At 53.1% G+C, this 23,741-nt stretch carries 22 protein-coding genes; all 22 read right to left on the reverse strand.

The genetic code is table 11. From position 1 onward, the window contains the following. Positions 1–7 precede the first annotated feature (7 nt). Positions 8–898, reverse strand: a complete 891-nt coding sequence (gene pstA, locus A6013_RS15780; RefSeq protein ID WP_014881893.1) for a phosphate ABC transporter permease PstA — start codon at positions 896–898, stop codon at positions 8–10. Further along, the gene (pstC, locus tag A6013_RS15785; RefSeq protein WP_028014924.1) at positions 898–1,857 is read right to left on the reverse strand and encodes a phosphate ABC transporter permease PstC; all 960 of its coding nucleotides are present in this window, start codon (positions 1,855–1,857) and stop codon (positions 898–900) included. The genes pstA and pstC overlap by 1 nt, the downstream gene beginning before the upstream one ends. An 81-nt stretch (positions 1,858–1,938) precedes the next feature. Continuing rightward, complete coding sequence (pstS, locus tag A6013_RS15790; RefSeq protein WP_028014923.1) at positions 1,939–2,979, reverse strand: phosphate ABC transporter substrate-binding protein PstS; 1,041 nt, start codon at positions 2,977–2,979, stop codon at positions 1,939–1,941. Positions 2,980–3,224: 245 nt separating this feature from the next. Then, positions 3,225–4,298, reverse strand: coding sequence for a fimbrial protein StgD (gene stgD / locus A6013_RS15795; protein WP_052954293.1), 1,074 nt, complete (start codon positions 4,296–4,298; stop codon positions 3,225–3,227). A gap of 9 nt (positions 4,299–4,307) precedes the next feature. Continuing rightward, positions 4,308–6,830, reverse strand: a complete 2,523-nt coding sequence (locus A6013_RS15800) for a fimbria/pilus outer membrane usher protein (RefSeq protein ID WP_069733413.1) — start codon at positions 6,828–6,830, stop codon at positions 4,308–4,310. Positions 6,831–6,847: 17 nt separating this feature from the next. After that, positions 6,848–7,534 carry a fimbrial chaperone gene (locus tag A6013_RS15805; protein WP_049001568.1) on the reverse strand — a complete coding sequence of 229 codons (687 nt, stop codon included), beginning with the start codon at positions 7,532–7,534 and terminating at the stop codon, positions 6,848–6,850. 70 nt (positions 7,535–7,604) lie between these two features. Next, positions 7,605–8,186: a chaperone-usher fimbrial major subunit gene (locus A6013_RS15810; RefSeq protein WP_069733406.1), complete on the reverse strand. Its 582-nt coding sequence runs from the start codon at positions 8,184–8,186 to the stop codon at positions 7,605–7,607. Between the two features lie 442 nt (positions 8,187–8,628). Continuing rightward, positions 8,629–10,458 (reverse strand): glutamine--fructose-6-phosphate transaminase (isomerizing), encoded by a 1,830-nt coding sequence (gene glmS / locus A6013_RS15815; protein ID WP_069733407.1) that lies wholly within the window; start codon positions 10,456–10,458, stop codon positions 8,629–8,631. A 223-nt stretch (positions 10,459–10,681) separates the two neighbouring features. After that, positions 10,682–12,052: a bifunctional UDP-N-acetylglucosamine diphosphorylase/glucosamine-1-phosphate N-acetyltransferase GlmU gene (glmU, locus tag A6013_RS15820; protein WP_049137078.1), complete on the reverse strand. Its 1,371-nt coding sequence runs from the start codon at positions 12,050–12,052 to the stop codon at positions 10,682–10,684. A gap of 138 nt (positions 12,053–12,190) precedes the next feature. Then, entirely contained in the window at positions 12,191–12,610 is a 420-nt protein-coding gene (locus A6013_RS15825; protein WP_006177560.1) for a F0F1 ATP synthase subunit epsilon, read from the reverse strand. 20 nt (positions 12,611–12,630) lie between these two features. After that, on the reverse strand, positions 12,631–14,013 hold the full coding sequence (atpD, locus tag A6013_RS15830; RefSeq protein ID WP_003862362.1) for a F0F1 ATP synthase subunit beta: 1,383 nt from the start codon (positions 14,011–14,013) through the stop codon (positions 12,631–12,633). Positions 14,014–14,044: 31 nt separating this feature from the next. After that, a complete protein-coding gene (gene atpG, locus A6013_RS15835; RefSeq protein WP_003862364.1) occupies positions 14,045–14,908 on the reverse strand; it encodes a F0F1 ATP synthase subunit gamma in 864 nt (287 codons plus the stop codon). 51 nt (positions 14,909–14,959) lie between these two features. After that, a complete protein-coding gene (gene atpA, locus A6013_RS15840) occupies positions 14,960–16,501 on the reverse strand; it encodes a F0F1 ATP synthase subunit alpha (RefSeq protein ID WP_003862367.1) in 1,542 nt (513 codons plus the stop codon). A gap of 12 nt (positions 16,502–16,513) precedes the next feature. Beyond that, positions 16,514–17,047 (reverse strand): F0F1 ATP synthase subunit delta, encoded by a 534-nt coding sequence (atpH, locus tag A6013_RS15845; protein ID WP_003862369.1) that lies wholly within the window; start codon positions 17,045–17,047, stop codon positions 16,514–16,516. Positions 17,048–17,061: 14 nt separating this feature from the next. Further along, complete coding sequence (gene atpF, locus A6013_RS15850) at positions 17,062–17,532, reverse strand: F0F1 ATP synthase subunit B (RefSeq protein ID WP_003862370.1); 471 nt, start codon at positions 17,530–17,532, stop codon at positions 17,062–17,064. Positions 17,533–17,580: 48 nt separating this feature from the next. Further along, entirely contained in the window at positions 17,581–17,820 is a 240-nt protein-coding gene (gene atpE, locus A6013_RS15855) for a F0F1 ATP synthase subunit C (protein WP_000429386.1), read from the reverse strand. 49 nt (positions 17,821–17,869) lie between these two features. Next, entirely contained in the window at positions 17,870–18,685 is an 816-nt protein-coding gene (gene atpB, locus A6013_RS15860) for a F0F1 ATP synthase subunit A (RefSeq protein ID WP_028014916.1), read from the reverse strand. A gap of 8 nt (positions 18,686–18,693) precedes the next feature. Further along, a complete protein-coding gene (atpI, locus tag A6013_RS15865) occupies positions 18,694–19,074 on the reverse strand; it encodes a F0F1 ATP synthase subunit I (RefSeq protein ID WP_008500194.1) in 381 nt (126 codons plus the stop codon). A 616-nt stretch (positions 19,075–19,690) separates the two neighbouring features. Continuing rightward, positions 19,691–20,314 carry a 16S rRNA (guanine(527)-N(7))-methyltransferase RsmG gene (gene rsmG, locus A6013_RS15870; RefSeq protein WP_049001577.1) on the reverse strand — a complete coding sequence of 208 codons (624 nt, stop codon included), beginning with the start codon at positions 20,312–20,314 and terminating at the stop codon, positions 19,691–19,693. Between the two features lie 107 nt (positions 20,315–20,421). Continuing rightward, positions 20,422–22,311, reverse strand: coding sequence for a tRNA uridine-5-carboxymethylaminomethyl(34) synthesis enzyme MnmG (mnmG, locus tag A6013_RS15875; RefSeq protein WP_048961467.1), 1,890 nt, complete (start codon positions 22,309–22,311; stop codon positions 20,422–20,424). A 374-nt stretch (positions 22,312–22,685) separates the two neighbouring features. Continuing rightward, positions 22,686–23,135: an FMN-binding protein MioC gene (mioC, locus tag A6013_RS15880; RefSeq protein WP_069733408.1), complete on the reverse strand. Its 450-nt coding sequence runs from the start codon at positions 23,133–23,135 to the stop codon at positions 22,686–22,688. 90 nt (positions 23,136–23,225) lie between these two features. After that, on the reverse strand, positions 23,226–23,684 hold the full coding sequence (asnC, locus tag A6013_RS15885; protein WP_008500198.1) for a transcriptional regulator AsnC: 459 nt from the start codon (positions 23,682–23,684) through the stop codon (positions 23,226–23,228). Positions 23,685–23,741 lie beyond the last annotated feature (57 nt).

Below are 23,741 nucleotides of genomic sequence, written 5' to 3' on the forward strand. Positions count from 1 at the left end.
TAAAAAATTAACCGTGTTTCTTCTTCGCGAAAATGACGCGCGCCAGAATGTTCAGCAACAGTACGCAAAGGGTGATGATCAGCACCCCGGCCCAGGCCAGCTGCTGCCATTCCGCGAATGGGCTCATCGCAAATTTAAAGATCGTCACCGGCAGGTTGGCGATCGGCTGCATCATGTCCGTGCTCCAGAACTGGTTGGAGAGGGCAGTAAACAGCAGCGGTGCCGTTTCACCGGCAATACGGGCGATAGCCAGCAGGATACCGGTCATGATCCCGGAGACCGACGCTTTGAGGGTGATCGCAGAAATCATTTTCCATTTCGGCGTACCCAGCGCGTAAGCTGCTTCACGCAGGCTATCCGGCACCAGTTTCAGCATGTTTTCGGTGGTACGAATGACGATAGGCACCTGCAGCAGCGCCAGCGCAATTACGCCCGCCCAGCCGGAGAAGTGTTCCATTTGCGCGACTACGATGGTGTAAACAAACAGGCCCACGACAATCGACGGAGCGGAAAGCAGGATGTCGTTAATGAAGCGAATCACCTCTGCCAGCCAGGATTTACGCCCGTACTCGGCCAGGTAGATGCCGGCCATGATGCCCAGCGGCGTACCGAAAACGGTCGCCCACAGGATCAGCAGGCCGCTGCCCGCCAGGGCGTTCGCCAGACCACCACCCGCCGTATTTGGCGGCGGCGTCATCTCGGTGAACAGCGCCAGAGACATTCCATCAATACCACGGGTGATGGTGGACATCAGGATCCAGATCAGCCAGAACAGGCCGAATGCCATCGTTGCCATGGAAAGCGTCAGCGCAATGCGGTTTTTAAAACGACGCTTCGCCTGCATTTTGCGGCGGGATTCGGCAAGCTGAGCGGTGCTTTGCATTTCGAGAGTTGCCATCAGCGTGCCCCCTCATTTTTCGCGAGACGCAGGATCATCAGCTTGGAAATCGCCAGAACAATGAAGGTGATAACGAACAGAATCAGACCCAGTTCCATCAGCGCTGCGACGTGAAGCCCGGATTCCGCTTCGGCAAATTCGTTTGCCAGCGCGGAGGTAATACTGTTACCCGGCATATAGAGTGAAGCGCTGTCGAGCTGGTAGGTGTTACCGATGATAAAGGTGACCGCCATCGTTTCACCCAGCGCGCGACCTAAGCCCAGCATTACGCCGCCGATCACCCCATTTTTGGTGAACGGAAGGACAATGCGCCAGATAACTTCCCAGGTGGTACAGCCGATGCCGTAGGCCGACTCTTTCATCATCACCGGTGTTTGTTCGAAGACATCGCGCATTACCGCCGCAATGTACGGAATAATCATGATGGCGAGGATCACACCTGCCGCCAGAATACCGATACCGAATGCCGGGCCAGAGAACAGGGCTCCCACAAACGGAACGGCGGAGAGAACATTACCTACCGGCTCCTGGAAGTACGTGGCAAACAGCGGCGCAAAGATAAACAGGCCCCACATGCCGTATACGATACTTGGGATTGCCGCCAGCAGTTCGATGGCAATACCCAGCGGGCGACGCAGCCAGCCCGGCGCCAGTTCCGTCAGGAACAGCGCGATACCGAAGCTTACCGGAACCGCAATCAGCAGGGCGATGAACGAGGTCACCAGCGTACCGTAAATCGGCACCAGCGCACCGTAGATATCGTTCGGCGCGTCCCACTCTTTGGTCCACAGGAAGGAGAAACCGAATTTCTGAATGCTCGGCCAGGAGGAGAAAATCAGAGACACGATAATGCCGCCCAGCAGCAATAGCACAATCAGCGCAGCCAGTTTGACCAGCGCGCCGAAAATCATGTCACCTTTTTTACCCGGAGGGTTAAATGCAGGCTTGGTTGCAGCCATAAATCACTCTTCTGTTAAACGCGTTTACGAAATCGGCGGGTAAGCGCAAGCGCCACCCGCCATTTTCGTCAGAATGCTAAATTAATACAATGCTTTACCGCTGCTGTCTTTCACGTTGGTTTTCCATGCAGCACGAATCTGCTCAACCACGCTGTCTGGCAGGCTGGCGTAATCCAGGTCGTTAGCCTGTTTACCGCCGTTTTTGTATGCCCAGTCAAAGAACTTCAGCACTTCAGTACCTTGCTCTGGTTTCTTCTGATCTTTGTGAATCAGAATGAACGTTGTAGAAGTGATTGGCCACGCGTTGTCGCCTTTCTGGTTAGTCAGATCCTGTGCGAAGGATTTGCTCCAGTCAGCGCCTTTCGCTGCGTTAGCGAAGTTCTCTTCAGTTGGGCTAACCGGTTTGCCGTCAGCAGAAACCAGTTTGGTGTAAGCCAGGTTGTTCTGCTTAGCGTAAGCGTATTCTACGTAACCGATAGAGCCAGGCAGACGCTGTACGAAGGCAGCGATGCCGTCGTTACCTTTACCGCCCAGACCGGTTGGCCAGTTAACGGTAGAGCCGGAGCCGACTTTCGATTTCCACTCTTCGTTCACTTTTGCCAGGTAGCTGGTGAACACGAAGGAGGTACCAGAGCCGTCAGCACGGCGAACCACAGCGATGTTCTGCGAAGGCAGCTTAACGCCCGGGTTCAGCTTAGTGATGGCTTCGTCATCCCATTTTTTGATTTTGCCCAGGTAGATGTCACCCAGGGTTTTGCCGTCCAGCACCAGCTCGCCTGATTTCAGGCCAGGGATGTTAACGGCCAGCACAACGCCGCCGATCACGGTCGGGAACTGGAACAGGCCTTCCTGATTCAGTTTTTCATCAGACAGCGGAGCGTCGGATGCGCCGAAATCAACGGTATTCGCGGTAATTTGTTTTACGCCACCGGAGGAGCCGATACCCTGATAGTTCACCTTGTTACCGGTTTCTTTCTGGTAGGTATCCGCCCATTTGGCATACACCGGCGCAGGGAAGGTTGCACCAGCGCCAGTCAGGCTTGCTGCTGCAAAAGCAGAGAAAGCGCTCAGAGATAAGGTCGCGGCGACAACAGTTGCGACAGTGGTACGCATAACTTTCATAATGTCTCCTGCAAGGATTTCGTAAATCATTGTTTAAGTGGCTACGATGAGCAAAATAGGACAAACAGGTGACAGATAAATGTACGAAATATGACAGTTTTATGACAATCAACGCGTTTGAGTTAAGGTAATGATTTTAATACAAATAAAATCATATCCCTGTCATGATAATGTCACACTGAGATGCGTTAAGCCTGGTTCAAAGATGTGAATATGACAACGGCTGTCATAAACAGCCGTTGTTATTAATTTTGAATTTCGAAGGTCACGGTTGCCCAAGCTTCAAAGGCGCCGGGCTTCGGAATACTCCCCGTCGCGCTGGCCGGGGCAGCAGAGAAGGTGAGCGAGTTAACTTCGGCGCCCCCCTGGTTGGCTCCCATATCCATCTCCATGCTCCCCCCATTGACGTTGACGACGCGGTCCCATTTATCATAAATAACGATCCCTACGTCATCATTGCCGTTCACTTTCATCATCGTGGCGTCAGCGTCAACGGGATCGGCATGGAAAGCGGATCGGACGATGTTCTCATCCAGCATGCCGGTACATTTCACCTGTATCATCTTGCGGATTTTGCGGCTACCGACCGCCTCGCCTTTGGTGGCTGAAAACGCGCTGGCGGGAATTTTTCCAAAATCAATTTCCAGCGACTGACCCGGCGCAATCTCGCAGTTTTGCGGTACCACGATGTCTCCGGCAATTTTTATTTCGGCGAGCTTCTCGGTACTTGCCAGAGAGGACGCTTCATCGATACCGCCATAGAGCGTGGCAATCGTCGTACCCGGAACGGTAATTTTTCCAATAAAGGGCTTGTCGATCAAAAACGATATTTTTACCTGAGAGCCGGTATCAAGCGTTGCCTCTGAGCCCTCTACACTGGAGGTATAACAGTAGATACCGGACGTCACCCGGTTGGGCTCCGCCTCAAAGGGAACGGCGAGATAGTCACGTCCCAGCACGTGAATAGAGGACGCAATACTGAGGTGATCGTTCAACCTGTAGTAGGTATATCCATTTTTAACGGTATTAACGCTTAAGGGCGAACGCGCGGTGAAGTAGACGCTACGAAACGTGGTGGTGAAATGGGTCAGGCAGTTACATCCCAGTTTATACTGGGAAGGCGATTGCAGGGTCGTCAGATCGCGCACCTCGGTTCCCGCCTGGTTTTTATCTGCCGGTATTTCTGCCCCGTTAAGATTCAGATTGAAAATATAGGTGCCGCCGATGGCGAAACACACCCCGCCTTCTGTCGTCGCAGCGTGGGAAAAAGGGGTAAAAAGCAGCATGGCGACTGCTATAAAAGTGATACGTCGTTTCATCTCATTTCCCTATTGGCACACGACCGCTGTTTGAACCAGTTCAACACCCGTTGGTTTGGGGAACTGATAATGGACCTTGCAAGGTTTTGTCTTTTCACTCCCCCACTTCAGCGTGAACGTTCCCTCTTCCGGCATGCCCGAAAGATACAGTTCGCCATTCTCGCCGGTAATGCCCGACACGCTGCCCGTCGCCAGTTCGGCAGACGCCACTGCGCCAAATGGAACCGGTTTGCCGTTGGCCTGTGTGACCTCAAAGAGCACGCGATAGCCAACGTGGGTGATAAATTCCGCCCGCACCACCGCACCTCGCGTGGGGATGACGTTAAGCACGCTGTTCTCCAGCTCGACGTTCGCTTTTTCAAAATAGCCGCTCTCAATTTCCACACGGTTTTCATCGTAAGCGTTAAGCTGCGTTTGAACGGTGTAGCCTCGCCAGTCGGTTGCCGTACCGGTGCCGTTTTCCATTGCCAGACCGGCTGCACCGGGTGCTTTAATCAGCGCCACGGTTTCACCCATCTCCTGCGAGAACGTCACTCCATCGCCATGCAGCAGGATCCCGCCGCGCGCGCCGTAGTTGAGCCGCTGGCTGTCCTGGTTGTAGTCATAGCTGCCGTTAACCGAACCATAGGTTCCGTCATATCCCACCCCCGCGCTGCTGCTGTACACACTGTCATCCGCATCCCAGGACTGCTGGAGGTTCCAGGAGAGATTACGGTTATCAAGCGCCGTACCGTTCAGGCCAAGCTGGTGCATTCCTTTTCCGCTGTTGTTCTGCGTGAGGCCGTAGCTCACATAGCTGTCCGGCAGCAATGCTGACAGCGGCACGGAGAACGACAGCATAAAAACCTGTTCGCTTTCTCGATCGTCGCTATCTGTATACTCCGCGCTCTGCGCCGTGGTGATGGAATCGCTGTAGTTCCAGGAGAGGTTCCAGGAAAGCGACCGCCAGACATTGCTGTAGCCAAGCTGAACCAGGCGTTCAACTTCGTCGGTTTTCCAGTACTGCTGGCGGCTCAGCGTGAGATAAATGTTCCCCATGCCATCGCCGAAATTCTGCGTCCAGGACCCTTCAAGCCGACTGCGTCGGTTGCCCGTTACCCAGAAATCGCGCTGACTGTTCTGGCGTGACGCCCATTCATTGAGGGTGTAGTAGCCCTGTGTTGAGTAGCGATACCCCACCAGCCTCAGCGTGGTATCCGTCTCATCAAACCGTTTCGAATAGAGAAAACGCCAGGACTGGCCGGACTCCTCTGAGTCCTCGTCCTTAAACTGCGCGCGTGCCTGGGTGATATCGACGGAAAACGCGCCAACTGCACCCATATCTTTGCCGACCCCCACCGCTGCCGAGCGATACGCTTCCGCGGCCTGCACGCCACCGTATACCGTAATCCCGGCAGGAAAGCCGTGCAGAACCTGCGCCTGAAAAACGTTGGGCTGGAATTCGCTTTGATCGCGCAGTTCACCCGCGCTGATATCGACGTCGGTCTGATCTTCACGCTTGAGGATGGCCAGCGAGGCGTAGGGCTGCGTGAAGTGTTGCTCACTGCCGTCTTCTTCTTTGATGGTCACGTCCAGGTCGCCGCCGGAGCTGGTGGTGTTTAGATCCTTTAGCGCAAACGGTCCCTGCGGCACGGCAGATTGGTAAATGATGTAGCCGTTCTGCCGAATAATCACCGTCGCATTGCTTTTCGCTACGCCCCGAACGACCGGCGCAAAGCCCGTCAGGCTGGAAGGAAGCATTTCATCATCGGTATACAGGCGCACGCCGCGCACCTGGGTACTGTCGAAGACATCGCTCGCGGTCCAGGTATCACCCAGCATGATCTGGCTGCGTAACGTCGCGAGGTTTCGCTGCACATAGGTGCTGATGGAATGGTAATCCGAATGACGGTCAATGATGTTTAGCGTGCTGTAATTGCGTAAACGCCACGCGCCAATGTTCGCCCCGTTTCGCAGGTTCAGATAGTAGAAATCGCTATTGTCGTCATCATCAGACTGCAACGTGCTGGAGCCGGAAAAGTCATAGTTCATCATCAACGCATTAATACCTTCATCCCAGCGGGCAGGATTGATGGTGCCGCGGGCGGTGGTATCAATGTAAATCTGCGGCAGCGTGACGTTGAGCAGCAGCTTATCGGTATCGAACGTCCATGTGGCGCCAGGGATCAGCGGGGTAGGGTCCACACAGGCGTTTTCGTCCAGGCGATCCAGCGAACCGATCGCCGCCACCTTAGTCCCGAGCTCCGCAAGCACCGTCCTGACGTGCTTAAAACAGGGATGCAGCCCATCGCCAGCCTTATCTTCAATAAAAGTGACCTCCCGGCTATCGATAAACTCATCGTTAACATGAATATCAACCTTATAAGAGCCCGCAGGTAACGTATTGGCGCGGTTAAACTGGTGGATATCAACATCCACCGGATGGTCAATTTCAAGAAGCGCAGGGTTAAAGATATCTTTTGCCAGCGTCACGCCTGAAAAGCCGAGAGATACCCCCGAGGCCAGCGCAATGAAAAAACGGAAACACCCCATATCAAACATCCCTATGTTTACAGCGTGACGTGAATTTCCTGACTGATTGCCCCAAAATCGTTAACGAAACGCCAGACCAGCGCATGGCCGTTAATCCCTTCCGGAAGCGGCAAACGCACGGTGTCAAAAGGGGGAATGATGTTTAAGGGAACGTCTTTTTTATCGACGGTGACATTCATAACGTTAATATGTAGCGGGCTCGGATTTTCAATCACGAGCTGCTGGTTTTGAACACGCCATTTAACCTTCGCCGCAGCCCGTTCAGGCGTGATATTCAGGGTCGCCGGACGCCAAAAAAGTTTTATCCGCGTCTTAATCGCAATTTCGAGCGAATTGGGGTTTGAACTGGACGGCGGAATATTTTTGATGTTGAGCCAGAACAGCGATTCCCGATCGTGAGGCAGTTCGCCCTTCACTTTCATGATGCGCAATACTTTCTCCTGCCCGGCCTCCAGCCTTGAAACCGGCGGAATAACGGTAAAAGGAGGTTTATTCGACGCTGTATCGCCTTTAAAAGGATCGACCCACGTCTGTATGAGATAAGGCGTGGTCGCTTCGTTATTTTTTATGCTAATTGTCGCATCGGATTTATCGCTACTATAAACAACGCGGGTTCCGCCAATAATGACGCCAGCCGTCGACAAGGGTGTTAAAAATGAAAAAGAGAGCATGATGAACAGAGTCAACAAACGCCGTAAATACATCAGTTATCCTCACATCCTGTGGAGGAGCCTGCAAAAAGGATAAAACAGGCTCCTGGCGAACAGCTGAAGATTATTTCAGGTATTCAATGGTGAACTGGGAATCCGCGTTCGCTGTACCCGGCGTAACCGTAGCCAGCGTCTGCACAAACTTCGCTTTGAAGCCCATGTCCGCTTTGCCGTCGGTGATAGCAACATAATTTGAATTGTTATACAGCGGGATCGCCGTATCATCGTTCAGGTTGAAGAGCTTGATTGCAACGCCGGTAGCAGTAACGGCTTCACCTTCGCCGGTGTAAATACCGTCAGTATCCGCTTCACCGTTAACAGGCGTGCCAATAGACAAATATCCTTTGCCGATGGTGTCTTTATCTTCTGTTCCGTCAAAACGAACTGCTGCCTGAGTATAGGTTGCAGGGCATTTCTCCAGTTTAATATGGAAATCTTTTACTGACGCCGTTGAGTCAATGCCGGAGAACGTCGTTTTGGCAACGCGGCCGATATTCACCGTCTGATCGGCGGTATCAGGCGTCACTTCACACGTTGAATCAATAACCTCTCCGCGGAAATGAACCGTACCATCCGCAGTAAATGATTGTCCTGCCATTAACGCCGATGCGAGTGCAATCGCCACCGTAATTCCATTATTTTTCATGATAACTCCATTAATTAAATCAATATTGCGTTTATCATAAAGACAACGCCATCCCAAATGCGATGAAATAATATTCTTCAGGAAGAATGATCTTCAAGGGGGGAGTTTAAATTAATGGAATAATGACGAACCATAGCTGGAATAATAATAGAGAAAAACAAATATAATATTATTTTTGCTTTATCATTAAAATTCCTTTTCAGTATACACATAAAAAGGACACATATTTTATAAACAAACCATTTTTAGGATTCCGTTAATAAAAGCTGATCGTTTAGTGATCAAAATAGAAAATACTAATGCCTAGAAGCAATCTCGTTCATTATTCACACAATAAAGTAACGAAATGCGTCAGAATAAGATGATTGATAGCAAAGAGAAAGCTGATGAGAAAAAGTAAGGAAAAAATGGCTACACGTCGTGTAGCCATTAACAGAAGGGATTATTCTACGGTGACCGATTTCGCCAGGTTACGCGGCTGGTCAACGTCGGTGCCTTTGATCAGCGCCACGTGGTAAGCCAGCAGCTGCAGCGGAACGGTGTAGAAGATCGGTGCAATCACCTCTTCAACGTGCGGCATCTCGATGATATGCATGTTGTCGCTGCTGGCGAAACCGGCATCTTTATCAGCGAAGACGTACAGCACGCCGCCGCGGGCGCGCACCTCTTCGATGTTGGATTTCAGTTTTTCCAGCAGTTCGTTGTTCGGTGCGACAACAATGACCGGCATATCCGCGTCAATCAGCGCCAGCGGGCCATGCTTCAGCTCGCCTGCCGCGTAGGCTTCCGCGTGGATGTAGGAGATCTCTTTCAGCTTCAGTGCGCCTTCCAGCGCAATAGGATACTGATCGCCACGACCCAGGAACAGGGCGTGATGTTTGTCAGAGAAATCTTCCGCCAGCGCTTCAATGCGTTTGTCCTGAGACAGCATCTGCTCAATACGGCTCGGCAGCGCCTGGAGACCGTGAACGATGTCGTGCTCAACGGAAGCATCTTCGCCTTTCAGACGCGCCAGCTTCGCCACCAGCATCAGCAGAACGGTCAACTGAGTGGTAAACGCTTTGGTGGAGGCCACGCCGATTTCGGTACCCGCTTTGGTCATCAGCGCCAGATCGGACTCACGCACCAGGGATGAGCCCGGGACGTTACAGATGGCCAGCGAGCCCAGATAACCCAATTCCTTAGACAGACGCAGCGCTGCCAGCGTATCCGCCGTTTCGCCGGACTGGGAAAGGGTGATCATCAGGCTGTTACGACGCACCGCAGACTTGCGATAGCGGAACTCAGACGCGATTTCCACGTCGCATGGCACGCCCGCCAGGGATTCAAACCAGTAGCGAGAGACCATACCGGAGTTATATGAGGTACCGCAGGCTACGATCTGAATATGTTCAACCTTGCCGAGCAGTTCGTTGGCGTTTGCCCCCAGCTCGCTCAGATCCACCTCGCCGTGGCTGATGCGCCCGGTCAGAGTGTTTTTGATAGCGTTCGGCTGCTCGTAGATCTCTTTCTGCATGTAGTGACGGTAAGCGCCTTTGTCGCCCGCGTCGTATTGCAGGTTAGATTCGATCTCCTGACGCTTCACCTGCTCGCCTTTGGTGTCGAAGACGGTCACGCTGCGGCGCGTCACTTCCGCGATATCGCCCTCTTCCAGGAAGATAAAGCGACGGGTGACCGGCAGGAGCGCCAGCTGATCGGAGGCGATAAAGTTTTCACCCATGCCCAAACCGATAACCATCGGGCTACCGGAACGCGCGGCCAGCAGGGTAGATGGATCGCGGGAGTCCATGATCACCGTACCATACGCACCGCGCAGCTGAGGGATAGCGCGCAGCACCGCATCACGCAGCGTACCGCCCTTTGCCAGCTCCCGGTGCACCAGGTGAGCAATCACTTCGGTGTCGGTTTCAGAGACGAAGGTATAGCCGCGCGCTTTCAGTTCTTCGCGCAGCGGTTCGTGGTTTTCGATAATGCCGTTATGCACCACCACGATGTGTTCAGACACATGCGGGTGCGCGTTACCTTCAGACGGTTCGCCGTGCGTCGCCCAGCGGGTGTGCGCAATACCGGTACCCCCGTGCAGCGGGTGTTCTTCCGCGGCCTGGGCCAGCATCTGCACTTTACCGAGACGACGCAGACGGGTCATATGCCCTTCTGCATCCACGACAGCCAGACCGGCAGAGTCGTAACCACGGTATTCCAGACGACGTAAACCTTCGAGAAGGATTTCAGCAATATCACGCTGCGCAACTGCGCCAACAATTCCACACATATTTTAGATTCCGAATTTAGGCATTATGCCTGCGTTGTCGCTGACCTGTATTTACCCTTTCCGGGCGCCCCGAGCCTTGTAGAGAGTGGGGTTATTTTTATGGGTACTGCTTGTGGGGGAGATATATATTTATCTCCTCTCCCGGGTTTGCCTGATGACGGCTACGCCTTATCAGGCCTACTCAATCGTAGGGCGGGTAAGCGTAGCGCCACCCGCCTTGTTGTTACTTTTTCTTCACCGGGCGTTTCCAGCCCTGCTTGTGTACCTGCGGCACGCGGCTTAACACCAGCTCGTTATCCGCTACGTCGCGCGTGACGGTCGTGCCGGCGGCAATGGTCACGCCGTTACCCACGGTAACCGGTGCCACCAGCTGCGTGTCCGAGCCCACGAACACGTCATTGCCGATGATGGTTTTAAACTTATTGGCGCCGTCATAGTTACAGGTAATGGTTCCTGCACCAATATTCACGTTGTCGCCAATCTCCGCATCGCCCAGATAGGTTAAATGACCCGCTTTGGAGCCTTTACCCAGACGCGCTTTTTTCATTTCCACGAAGTTGCCCACGTGCGCGCCTTCCAGCAGCTCAGCACCCGGACGCAGACGCGCAAACGGGCCGATGGTACACGCCGCATCAAGACGCGCGTCTTCCACCACGCTGTACGGGCTGATTTCGCAGTCGTCACCGATGACGCTGTTTTTAATCACGCAGCCAGCGCCGATTTTGACGCGGTTACCCAGCGTGACGTTACCTTCCAGGATAACGTTAGTATCGATCTCAACGTCGCGCCCGTGAGACACGGTGCCGCGCAAATCGAAACGCGCCGGATCGCGCAGCATCACGCCCGCGAGCAGCAGTTTTTCGGCCTGCTCGGACTGATAAATACGCTCAAGACGGGAAAGCTGCAGGCGGTTATTCACGCCGTCCGTTTCGCTGATGCGCGCCGGATGAACGGCGGCGATCTCACGCCCTTCGTGATATGCCATCGCAATGATGTCGGTGATGTAGTACTCACCCTGCGCGTTATTGTTGTCGAGCTGAGAGAGCCAGCGCTTCATGTCCGCGCCATTAGCAATCAGGATGCCGGTGTTGATCTCCTGAATCTTGCGCTGTTCATCACTGGCATCTTTATGTTCAACGATACCCGTTACGTTGCCGTTTTCACGCGTGATACGGCCATAGCCCGTTGGATCGTCCAGCACAACGGTCAATAAACCGATGCCGCCCTGCGGCTTGGCTGCACGCAGGCGAGTCAGCGTTTCAACGGAGATCAGCGGAACGTCGCCGTAGAGCATCAGAATATCTTCGTCATCGGCAAAGAACGGCGCAGCCTGTTGCATCGCATGACCGGTACCCAGCTGTTCAGCCTGAAGCACCCAGTTGAGCGCATCATCGCTCAACGTCTTCTTAAGCAGATCGCCGCCGTGGCCGTAGACCAGGTGAACCTGACGGGCACCCAGTTCATTCGCTGCATCAATGACATGCTGCACCATTGGCTTTCCTGCCAGCGTGTGGAGCACTTTAGGCAGATCGGAATACATGCGGGTACCTTTGCCAGCGGCAAGGATCACCACGCTCATCGCACTGTTTGACATACGCATCCTGACGGTAGTTTGAGTGAGAAGTAAAAACGTTTGATGCCTAAAATTCTACATCTTTTTCATCATGAATTAAGGATCAAAAAAAAAGCCAGTCTGGTATCCAGACTGGCTTTTGTGCTTTTCAAGCCGGTGTTACATCGCTTTTTTGGTCAACTCGATAACGCGCAGTTTCGCGATCGCTTTGGCCAGCTCCGCAGACGCCTGAGCGTAATCCACGTCACCATGAGAGCTGCTAATGTGCTCTTCAGCCTTACGCTTCGATTCCAGGGCTCGCGCTTCGTCGAGATCCTGGCCACGAATAGCGGTATCGGCCAGAACGGTCACACTGCCAGGCTGCACTTCAAGAATGCCGCCGGACAGATAGATAAACTCTTCGTGACCGAACTGTTTAACGATGCGGATCATACCAGGCTTAATGGCGGTGAGCAGCGGTGCGTGACCCGGGAAAATACCCAGTTCACCTTCACTGCCCGTTACCTGGATTTTCTCGACCAGACCAGAGAACATTTGTTGCTCTGCGCTGACGACGTCCAGGTGGTAAGTCATTGCCATATCACCCTCCGATTAAGGCGTTAAAGTTTTTTGGCTTTTTCCACGGCTTCTTCGATGGAACCAACCATGTAGAACGCCTGCTCTGGCAGGTGATCGTATTCGCCTTCCATGATGCCTTTAAAGCCACGGATGGTGTCTTTCAGGGAAACGTATTTACCCGGAGAACCGGTGAATACTTCCGCAACGAAGAACGGCTGGGACAGGAAGCGCTGGATCTTACGCGCACGTGCTACCACCAGTTTGTCTTCTTCAGACAGTTCATCCATACCCAGGATGGCGATGATGTCTTTCAGTTCCTGGTAACGCTGCAGCAGGGACTGTACGCCACGCGCGGTGTCGTAGTGTTCCTGACCAACAACCAGTGGATCCAGCTGACGGCTGGTGGAGTCCAGCGGGTCAACGGCCGGGTAGATACCCAGAGACGCGATCTGACGGCTCAGTACCACGGTTGCGTCTAAGTGCGCAAAGGTGGTTGCTGGAGATGGGTCAGTCAAGTCATCCGCAGGTACGTATACCGCCTGAACGGAGGTGATAGAACCGGTTTTGGTAGAGGTGATACGTTCCTGAAGAACACCCATCTCTTCCGCAAGCGTAGGCTGATAACCTACCGCTGATGGCATACGACCCAGCAGTGCAGATACTTCGGTACCGGCCAGGGTGTAACGATAGATGTTATCAACGAACAGCAGAACGTCACGGCCTTCGTCACGGAATTTCTCAGCCATCGTCAGACCAGTCAGCGCAACGCGCAGACGGTTTCCTGGTGGCTCGTTCATCTGGCCGTAAACCAGGGATACTTTGTCCAGAACGTTGGAGTCGGTCATTTCGTGGTAGAAGTCGTTACCCTCACGAGTACGTTCACCTACGCCCGCAAACACGGAGTAACCGGAGTGCTCGATCGCGATGTTACGGATCAGCTCCATCATGTTTACGGTTTTACCTACACCCGCACCACCGAACAGACCAACTTTACCGCCCTTCGCAAACGGACACATCAGGTCGATAACTTTGATGCCGGTTTCCAGCAGTTCCTGAGAGCTGGACAGCTCTTCGTAGGAAGGTGCCGCGCGGTGGATAGCCCAACGCTCTTCTTCGCCGATGTCGCCTTTCATGTCGATTGGCTGACCCAATACGTTCATGATACGACCCAGCGTTGCTTTACCTACCGGGACTTCGATCGGGTGCTCAAGGTCTTTAACTTCCAGACCACGACGCAGACCGTCGGAAGAACCCATGGCGATGGTACGCACGATACCGCCGCCGAGCTGCTGCTGAACTTCCAGCACCAGGCTCTCGTTACCATTCTGTACCTCAAGCGCGTCGTACACGCGTGGTACGGCGTCCTGAGGGAACTCGACGTCCACCACGGCGCCGATTACCTGGACAATCTTTCCAGTAGCCATCTTGAATCCTCTACGTAATTCGTAAACCTGGTTAAACCGCGGCGGCCCCCGAGACGATCTCGGTGAGTTCCTGAGTAATGCTGGCCTGACGAGCTTTGTTGTAAACCAACTGCAGCTCTTTAATCAGGCTGCCGCCATTATCGGTCGCGGCTTTCATCGCCACCATTCGTGCGGCCTGCTCGCTGGCCAGGTTTTCTACAACGCCCTGATAAACCTGAGATTCAACGTAACGACGCAGCAGGGTATCCAGCAGCGGTTTCGGATCGGGTTCATACAGGTAATCCCAGGCTTTCTGCTTCAGCTCGTCATCTTCTGATGCCGGTAACGGCAGCATCTGAGTGAGCGTTGGAACCTGAGACATGGTGTTAATGAATTTGTTGCTGACAACGTACAGTCTGTCCAGACGGCCTTCATCGTAGGCCTGCAACATCACTTTAACCGGGCCGATCAGTTCGGACAGGGACGGGTTATCACCCATACCGGTCACCTGAGCGACAATGTTGCCACCAACGGAGTTAAAGAAAGAGACGCCTTTAGAGCCAATCAGTGCCAGATCGCACTGAACGCCTTTATCAGACCAGCCTTTCATATCCGCCAGCAGTTTTTTGAACAGGTTAATGTTCAAGCCGCCACACAGACCACGGTCAGTCGACACCACCAGGTAGCCCACGCGCTTAACGTCGCGTTCTTCCAGGTAAGGGTGCTTATATTCCAGATTACCGTTTGCAAGGTGACCAATCACTTTGCGCATGGTCTCTGCATAAGGACGGCTGGCCGCCATGCGATCCTGCGATTTACGCATTTTGGAAGCGGCGACCATCTCCATCGCTTTAGTGATCTTTTGCGTGTTCTGGACGCTTGCGATCTTACTACGTATCTCTTTTGCGCCGGCCATGAGCTTCTCCTCAATGCCAGGCGGCTTGCCCTGAGACAAGCCGCCGGACGATTACCAGGATTGGGTTGCTTTGAAGGAATCGAGGATAGCTTTCAGCTTGCCTTCGATTTCGTCGTTATAGCCACCGGTCTGGTTGATCTCTTGCATCAGCGGAGCGTGATCACGGTCGACGTAAGCCAGCAGAGCGGCTTCAAAGCTACCGATTTTCGCCAGTTCCACATCTTCGAGGTAACCGCGTTCAGCCGCGAACAGTACCAGGCCCTGCTGAGCAACAGACATTGGAGCGTACTGTTTCTGCTTCAGCAGCTCGGTCACTTTCTGACCGTGGCTCAGTTGTTTACGGGTTGCTTCGTCCAGATCGGATGCGAACTGAGAGAACGCAGCCAGTTCACGATACTGTGCCAGCGCGGTACGGATACCACCGGACAGTTTCTTGATGATCTTGGTCTGAGCAGCACCACCCACACGGGATACGGAGATACCCGGGTTAACAGCCGGACGAATACCGGAGTTAAACAGGTTGGTTTCCAGGAAGATCTGACCATCGGTAATGGAGATTACGTTGGTCGGAACGAACGCAGAAACGTCACCCGCCTGGGTTTCAATGATCGGCAGCGCGGTCAGAGAACCTGTTTTACCCTTCACTTCACCTTTGGTGAAGTTCTCGACGTATTCCGCGTTAACGCGGGAAGCACGCTCCAGCAGACGAGAGTGGAGGTAGAATACGTCGCCCGGGAATGCTTCACGTCCTGGTGGACGACGGAGCAGCAGGGAAACCTGACGATAAGCAACAGCCTGTTTAGACAGGTCATCGTATACGATCAGCGCATCTTCACCGCGGTCACGGAAGTATTCGCCCATTGCGCAACCGGCGTATGGCGCCAGGTATTGCAGTGCAGCAGATTCAGACGCGGTTGCTACCACAACGATGGTGTTAGACAGTGCGCCGTGCTCTTCCAGTTTACGAACCACGTTAGAAATGGTGGACGCTTTCTGGCCGATAGCCACGTACACACATTTGATGCCGGAGTCACGCTGGTTGATGATGGCGTCGATTGCCATCGCGGTTTTACCGGTCTGACGGTCACCGATGATCAGTTCACGCTGACCACGACCGATTGGGATCATGGCGTCAACGGACTTATAACCAGTCTGCACTGGCTGATCAACGGACTGACGGTCGATAACGCCTGGTGCGATAACTTCGATTGGGGAGAAGCCATCGTGCTCAACCGGACCTTTACCGTCGATTGGCGCACCCAGGGTGTTAACAACGCGACCCAGCAGGCCACGGCCAACCGGCACTTCCAGAATACGGCCAGTACACTTAACCTTCATGCCTTCGGCGAGGTCAGCGTATGGACCCATCACAACTGCACCTACGGAGTCGCGCTCCAGGTTCAGTGCGATAGCGTAACGGTTACCCGGCAGGGAAATCATCTCACCCTGCATACAATCGGCCAGGCCGTGGATGCGGATAACACCGTCACTTACAGAAACAATAGTACCTTCGTTGTGAGCTTCACTCACAACATTGAACTGAGCAATGCGCTGCTTGATCAGTTCGCTGATTTCGGTGGAATTCAGTTGCATGCTCCAGTCCCCTTAAGACTGCAAGACGTCTGCAAGGCGCTCAAGACGGCCGCGTACGCTGCCATCAATGACCATATCACCCGAGCGGATGATTACGCCTGCCATTACAGACTTATCGATTTTGCAATTCAGCTTAACTTTGCGTGACAGACGTTTTTCCATCGCGGCGGTGATTTTCGCAAGCTGTTCGTCACTCAGTTCAGTCGCGGAAGTCACTTCGACTTCTGCAGTTGCTTCACTAAGGGCACGTAAGTGCTCAAACTGCTCGAGAACATCCGGGAGCACACGGAGACGACCATTTTCTGCCATGACCTTAATCAGGTTCTGGCCGTTGGCATCCAGTTGCTCTCCGCACACGGCGATAAACGACGCGGCGAGGGTTTCAGGCGCTAACGCACCGGAAAGCAACTCGGCCATTTGTTCGTTTTTCGTCACCTCTGCGGCAAACGCCAGCATATTCTGCCAGCGATCGACATTTTGGTGTTCGACAGCAAAGTCAAAAGCTGCTTTGGCGTAGGGGCGAGCTACCGTAACAAATTCAGACATCAGCCCCTCCCTCCTTACAGTTCAGCGACAAGTTTGTCCACGATGTCGCTGTTAGCAGCTTCATCCACGGAACGTTCGATGATCTTCTCGGCGCCAGCAACAGCCAGAATCGCAACCTGCTTACGCAGTTCTTCACGAGCACGTTTACGCTCAGCTTCAATTTCAGCCTGAGCCTGTGTCACGATCTTAGTACGTTCCTGTTCTGCTTCAGCTTTGGCTTCGTCCAGGATCTGAGAACGGCGCTTGTTAGCCTGTTCAATGATTACCTGAGCTTCAGCTTTCGCTTTTTTCAGCTGGTCTGTCGCGTTGGCCTGTGCAAGGTCCAAATCTTTCTTAGCGCGTTCTGCGGAAGCCAGACCGTCAGCAATTTCTTTCTGACGTTTTTCGATGGCAGCCATTAAAGGCGGCCATACATACTTCATGCAGAACCAGACAAAGAGAATAAACGCGATGGCCTGGCCGAGGATTGTTGCGTTCATGTTCACAGCACAATACCTCTTAAATTTCTGTGGCTTGGGGTTTTAAAACAACTACTACGCGACAGCAAACATCACGTACAGACCCAGACCTACAGCGATCATTGGGATAGCATCCACCAGACCCATAACGATAAAGAACTGAGTACGCAGCAGAGGAATCAGATCAGGTTGACGCGCTGCGCCTTCCAGGAATTTACCTCCGAGGATGCCGATACCGATCGCAGCACCGATAGCCGCCAGACCCATCATCACAGCGGCAGCCATGTACAGCAGATCCATATTCAGGTTTTCCATGACAGTCTCCAGTTTGTTTCAATTAAAACGTAGTAGTGTTGGTAAAAAATCAGTGCTCTTCAGACGCCATCGACAGATAGACGATCGTCAGAACCATGAAGATAAAGGCTTGCAGCGTAATGATCAGGATGTGGAAAATGGCCCATGGCACATTCAGAACCCACTGTGACCACCACGGCAGAAGACCCGCGATCAGAATGAAAATCAGCTCACCCGCATACATGTTGCCGAACAGTCGCAGACCCAGTGAAACAGGTTTGGACAGCAGGCTAACGCCTTCCAGGATCAGGTTGACCGGAATAAACGCCCAGTGGTTGAACGGCTGCAAGGTAAGCTCTTTCACAAAGCCGCTTACGCCTTTCATTTTGATGCTGTAGAAAAGAATCAGGATAAACACGCCCAGCGCCATCGACAGGGTGATGTTCACGTCCGCAGACGGTACAACACGCAGCGCAGGCAGGCCGAAGATGTGCTCGCCGATGAACGGCAGCAGGTCAATTGGCAGCAGGTCCATCAGGTTCATCAGGAAGACCCAAACGAACACGGTCAGGGCCAGCGGAGCAATCAGCTTGCTCTTACCATGGTACATGTCTTTCACGCTGCCATGGACGAAGCCGATGATCATCTCAACGAACGTCTGGAATTTCCCTGGAACACCGCTGGTCGCTTTTTTAGCAACGCTGCGGAACATGGCCAGGAACAGAAGACCCAAAACCACCGAGAAGAACATGGAGTCGATGTTGATCGTCCAGAAGGTGGCCGGGGGGTTATGTGGATCCACCAGCGAGAATGTACGCAGGTCCAGCTGAAGGTTATTCAGATGGTGACCTATGTAATCCTGCGGCGTCATATTTTCTGAAGCCATGATGCCTTTTACCCTTTGTTATTGATTACAGCTGGAGCCAGAACTTGTACCACCAGCACCAAAACCCACGTTGCTATCAGCGGCATGAATACCACTTTCAAAACCGCCAGCGCCATCACCAGTAGAGCAAAGGTCAGCAACACCTTACACACTTCGCCGAGGGCGAAGGACCAGGCCACGCGGCCTTTGGCGGGTGTATGCGCCTGATGACGCCAGGCAAAAATCATAAACAACACGTTTGGCAGCACGACCGCCAAACCCCCGCACACGGCGGAGATGCCCCAGAAGGGGTCTTTGAGGCTAAACAGCAGTCCACTTGCTATCACAGCCAGAAACTGAATGAACAGAAGCTTACGAGCAACGTTTCTACTCAAGAGCGACACAGACATCACGTTTTTACTCCTGCTCCCTTCGAGGTATGCCGCGTGTCGTATAAAACGTCCTTTAAGGCTCAGAGTCAAGCATCAAAAAGCGGACAAATTATACGGTGCGTACCCGTGATTTCAAACATTAAGTAGCGAAAAGGTGAATAAATGTTTAAATATTTTTCCCCAGCGCTATTTTTTAACTTTCGTAGAAAGCATCGACCTTCGAGCAAAACTGCAAACAGCGCGAAAACGTTGACTACAAAGCGTGCACGAGATCACAAAACACACATTTGCGATAAGGTTGTATTTATCAAAGCCGTAAATCGCCCAGGATTATCTTTCTGAAATTAAACACAAAATATCGCAACTATTTTCAAAACAGCCCCGTACACAATAAAAACCTTTTATTGACATTCTTAATAAATAATTAACATTGCGTTCTGGTTACAGCCTTCCACTTTTAGCAGGCTGATATTTTCATAGTTGACTATCTTCGCGATGAATAATCGACGTGAGGTTAACCGCAAGAAAATCCCTGGTAAAAAAGCGGTTAAACGCTCTCTGGTTAATCCCGGTTAGTTGTGCTGTTTTTTAACATACTCAGAACAGCACAAATTCCACATTTTTTATTATTTTTTTAAAAATTGTTTGGCTTAATTATCACCAGATGACGTTCACCGTCGAGCTGCGGAACGTTTAATTTCTCGATGGTTTCAACGCTAAAACCGTCCGGAAGCTGTTCAATTTCATCACCGGGCAGCTGTCCTTTCAGCGCATAAAAACGGCCATCTTCTGCTGGCAGATGCTTACACCAGCTCACCATGTCATTGAGCGAAGCAAACGCACGGCTGATAACGCCGTCAAACGGCGGCTCTGCCGGAAACTCCTCTACCCTGCTCTGTACGGGCGTGATGTTATCGAGCTTCAGTTCATGCTGAACCTGGCGTAAAAAGCGCACGCGCTTGCCCAGGCTGTCCAGCAGCGTGAAATGGCTCTCGGGTCGGACAATCGACAGCGGAACGCCCGGCAAACCCGGCCCCGTCCCCACATCGATAAAACGTTCACCTTTCAGGTACGGCGCCACCACGATACTATCGAGAATATGGCGAACCAGCATCTCGTTGGGATCGCGCACAGACGTCAGGTTGTACGCTTTATTCCATTTGTTCAGCATATCGACATACGCCACCAGCTGGTTTTTCTGGTGATCGGTGAGCGAAATACCTGCCTGATCCAGCAGACGAGAGAGTTTGTTGAGCACGGTGAATACCTGTTGAGAGTTTTTTTGCCCGGTGGCGCTGCCGCTTACCGAGCCTACGAATAAGTAGGGCGGGCCAGCGAAGCGCTACCCGCCAAAAGCAATGTCAATTACGCGCTACGGCGCAGCATGCCCTGCTTTTTCAGCCACACCAGCAGGATCGAAATCGCCGCCGGCGTAACGCCCGAGATACGGGAGGCCTGGCCAATCGATACCGGTTTGTGATCGTTCAGCTTAGCGATCACTTCGTTGGAAAGGCCCGTCACCTGACGGTAGTCCAGCATTTCCGGCAGCAGCGTGTTTTCGTTGCGCTGCTGTTTTTCGATCTCATCCTGCTGACGCGCGATGTAGCCTTCGTACTTCACCTGAATTTCGACCTGCTCGGCAGCTTCAGCGTCTTCAAGGCCCGGTGCGAACGCAGTCAGTTTGACCAGATTCTCGTAGGTGACTTCAGGACGACGCAGCAGATCTTCGCCGCTGGCTTCACGCGACAGCGGCGCTGTTAAGTGAGCGTTCACTTCGGCAGCGGTTTCCGCCTGTGGGTTTACCCACGTGGTTTTCAGGCGCTGACGTTCCTGTTCAATACGTTCCAGCTTCTCGTTGAAGCGCGTCCAGCGTTCGTCATCTACCAGACCCAGCTCGCGGCCTATCTCGGTCAGACGCAGGTCGGCGTTGTCCTCGCGCAGCATCAGACGATATTCCGCGCGAGAGGTAAACATACGGTACGGTTCTTTGGTGCCCAGCGTGCAGAGATCGTCGACCAAAACGCCCAGATAGGCCTGAGAACGCGCCGGTGCCCAGCCCTCTTTCTCGGCCGAGAAGCGGGCAGCGTTCAGACCGGCAAGCAAACCCTGCGCTGCGGCTTCTTCGTAGCCGGTGGTGCCGTTAATCTGCCCCGCGAAGAACAGGCCGTGGATGAATTTGCTCTCCAGCGTCGGCTTCAGGTCACGCGGGTCGAAGAAATCGTACTCAATAGCGTAGCCAGGGCGAACGATTTTCGCATTCTCCATCCCCTGCATTGAGCGAACAATTTGCATCTGCACGTCGAAGGGCAGGCTGGTGGAGATGCCGTTCGGGTAAATTTCGTTCGAGGTCAGCCCTTCCGGCTCCAGGAAGATCTGATGCTGGTTACGATCGGCAAAGCGCATCACTTTGTCTTCGATCGACGGGCAGTAACGTGGGCCGATCCCTTCGATCACGCCAGCGTACATTGGGCTGCGATCGAGGTTATTGCGGATCACGTCATGGGTTTTTTCGTTGGTATGCGTGATGTAGCACGGTACCTGCTGCGGGTGTTGCGCCGCGTTGCCCATGAACGAGAAAACCGGCATCGGGTTATCACCGTGCTGTTGGGCCAGTACGCTGAAATCAATGGTGCGCGCATCGATACGCGGCGGCGTGCCGGTTTTCAGACGGCTGACGCGCAGCGGCAGTTCACGCAGACGACGAGACAGCGGAATGGACGGCGGATCGCCAGCACGGCCACCGCTGTAGTTGTCCAGACCAATATGGATTTTGCCGTCCAGGAATGTCCCGACCGTCAGCACCACGGCTTTGGCGCGGAACTTGAGGCCCATCTGGGTCACGGCGCCCACGACGCGATCGTTCTCAACGATAAGATCTTCTACCGCCTGCTGGAAGATCATCAGGTTCGGCTGGTTCTCCAGCGCGGTGCGCACGGCCTGGCGGTAAAGCACGCGGTCTGCCTGCGCACGAGTGGCGCGAACAGCAGGGCCTTTACTCGCGTTTAGTATCCTAAACTGAATGCCCGCATGATCGATCGCTTTCGCCATCAGGCCGCCAAGTGCATCCACTTCTTTTACCAGGTGTCCTTTCCCAATGCCGCCAATCGCCGGATTACAGGACATTTGTCCCAGCGTGTCGATATTGTGTGTCAAAAGCAGGGTCTGCTGACCCATTCGCGCTGCGGCCATTGCGGCCTCAGTGCCTGCATGACCCCCGCCAATGATGATGACGTCAAAAGGATCCTGATAAAACATGGTGGTCTGCCTCGCGTAAAGCGGTATGAAAATGGATTGAAGCCCGGGCCGTGGATTCTACTCAACTTTAGTCTTTCGAGAAAGCATTGGGATCCTGGGCTATTAAAAAGAAGATCTTTTTATTTAGAGATCTGTTCTATTGTGATCTCTTATTAGGATCGCGGACACGTGTGGATAAGTCCGATCCTGCAAATAAGATCATGCAGTTAGGAAGGATCGTTTGCTGTGAATGATCGGTGATCCAGGACCGTATAAGCTGGGATCAGATCGCGACTTTATACACAGGCCAAAAACTACGCTAGGGTTGTTCTTTGGATAACTACGGGTTAATACGAGCTTTTAACCAGAGTTATCCACATCTGTTCGCGCGATCTTTAATCGTTTTTGAGTAAATTTTTCCATTCCGCGAGCCAGATCTCGGCTGGATCTTCCGGAATGTCATGATCGAGGATGTTGATCTTGAGCGTTTCACCCAGCTGTTTTGCTCCGCAAGCGGTAACAGCGGCTTCGATCTTCTCTATTGCCCCGCAAAAGGTGTCATATTCACGACTGCCGATCCCCACTGCGCCAAAACGGACGTTTGACAGGTCGGGCTGCTGTTCCAGCAGTTCGTCATATAAAGGTTGCAGGTTATCCGGCAGATCGCCCGCGCCGTGCGTGGAGGTGATCAGCAGCCAGACCCCGTCAACCGGGAGATCTTCAAGCAGCGGCCCGTGCAGCGTTTGTGTAGAAAAGCCTGCATCTTCCAGCTTCTCAGCCAGATGTTCCGCTACGTATTCCGCACCGCCAAGAGTGCTGCCGCTGATAAGGGTAATGTCCGCCATTGATCGCTCGCTCAGATAAAGAGGGGATCATTGTACGCTGTGAACGAGCTGGGATCTACCTGTGGAAAATGTGGGAATGAATTTGCCCGATCACGGGCGGATGGTACGCATGATCGGGTTTTGCAGGGAGATCAGTGTCTCGGTGGACTGAATTTCATCGATTGTTTGGATCTTGTTGATAAGTACCTGCTGGAGGGCATCGATGGATCGGCACATCACCTTAATAAAGATGCTGTAATGCCCGGTGGTGTAGTAAGCCTCGGTGACTTCATCGAGCGCGTTCAGTTTTGCCAGCGCGGAGGGGTAATCTTTTGCGCTTTTAAGAATAATGCCGATGAAGCAGCAGACGTCGTAACCCAGCTGCTTCGGGCTGACGTCGATGCGCGCACCGGTAATGATCCCTGCCTGCTTCATCTTCTCTACGCGAACGTGAATGGTTCCCGGGCTGACGCCAAACTGTTTCGCCAGTTCGGCGTAGGCTGTACGGGCATTAGCCATTAAGGCCTCAAGGATGCCGCGGTCCAGATTGTCGATCTGATAATTTTCCATAGCTTTTTCTTATGAAGATTAATGAATACGTCTATTCTAGCGTCTTATTTTAACGAA

The sequence above is a fragment of the Enterobacter sp. IF2SW-B1 genome (assembly GCF_001743375.1).
Lineage (GTDB): Bacteria > Pseudomonadota > Gammaproteobacteria > Enterobacterales > Enterobacteriaceae > Enterobacter > Enterobacter bugandensis.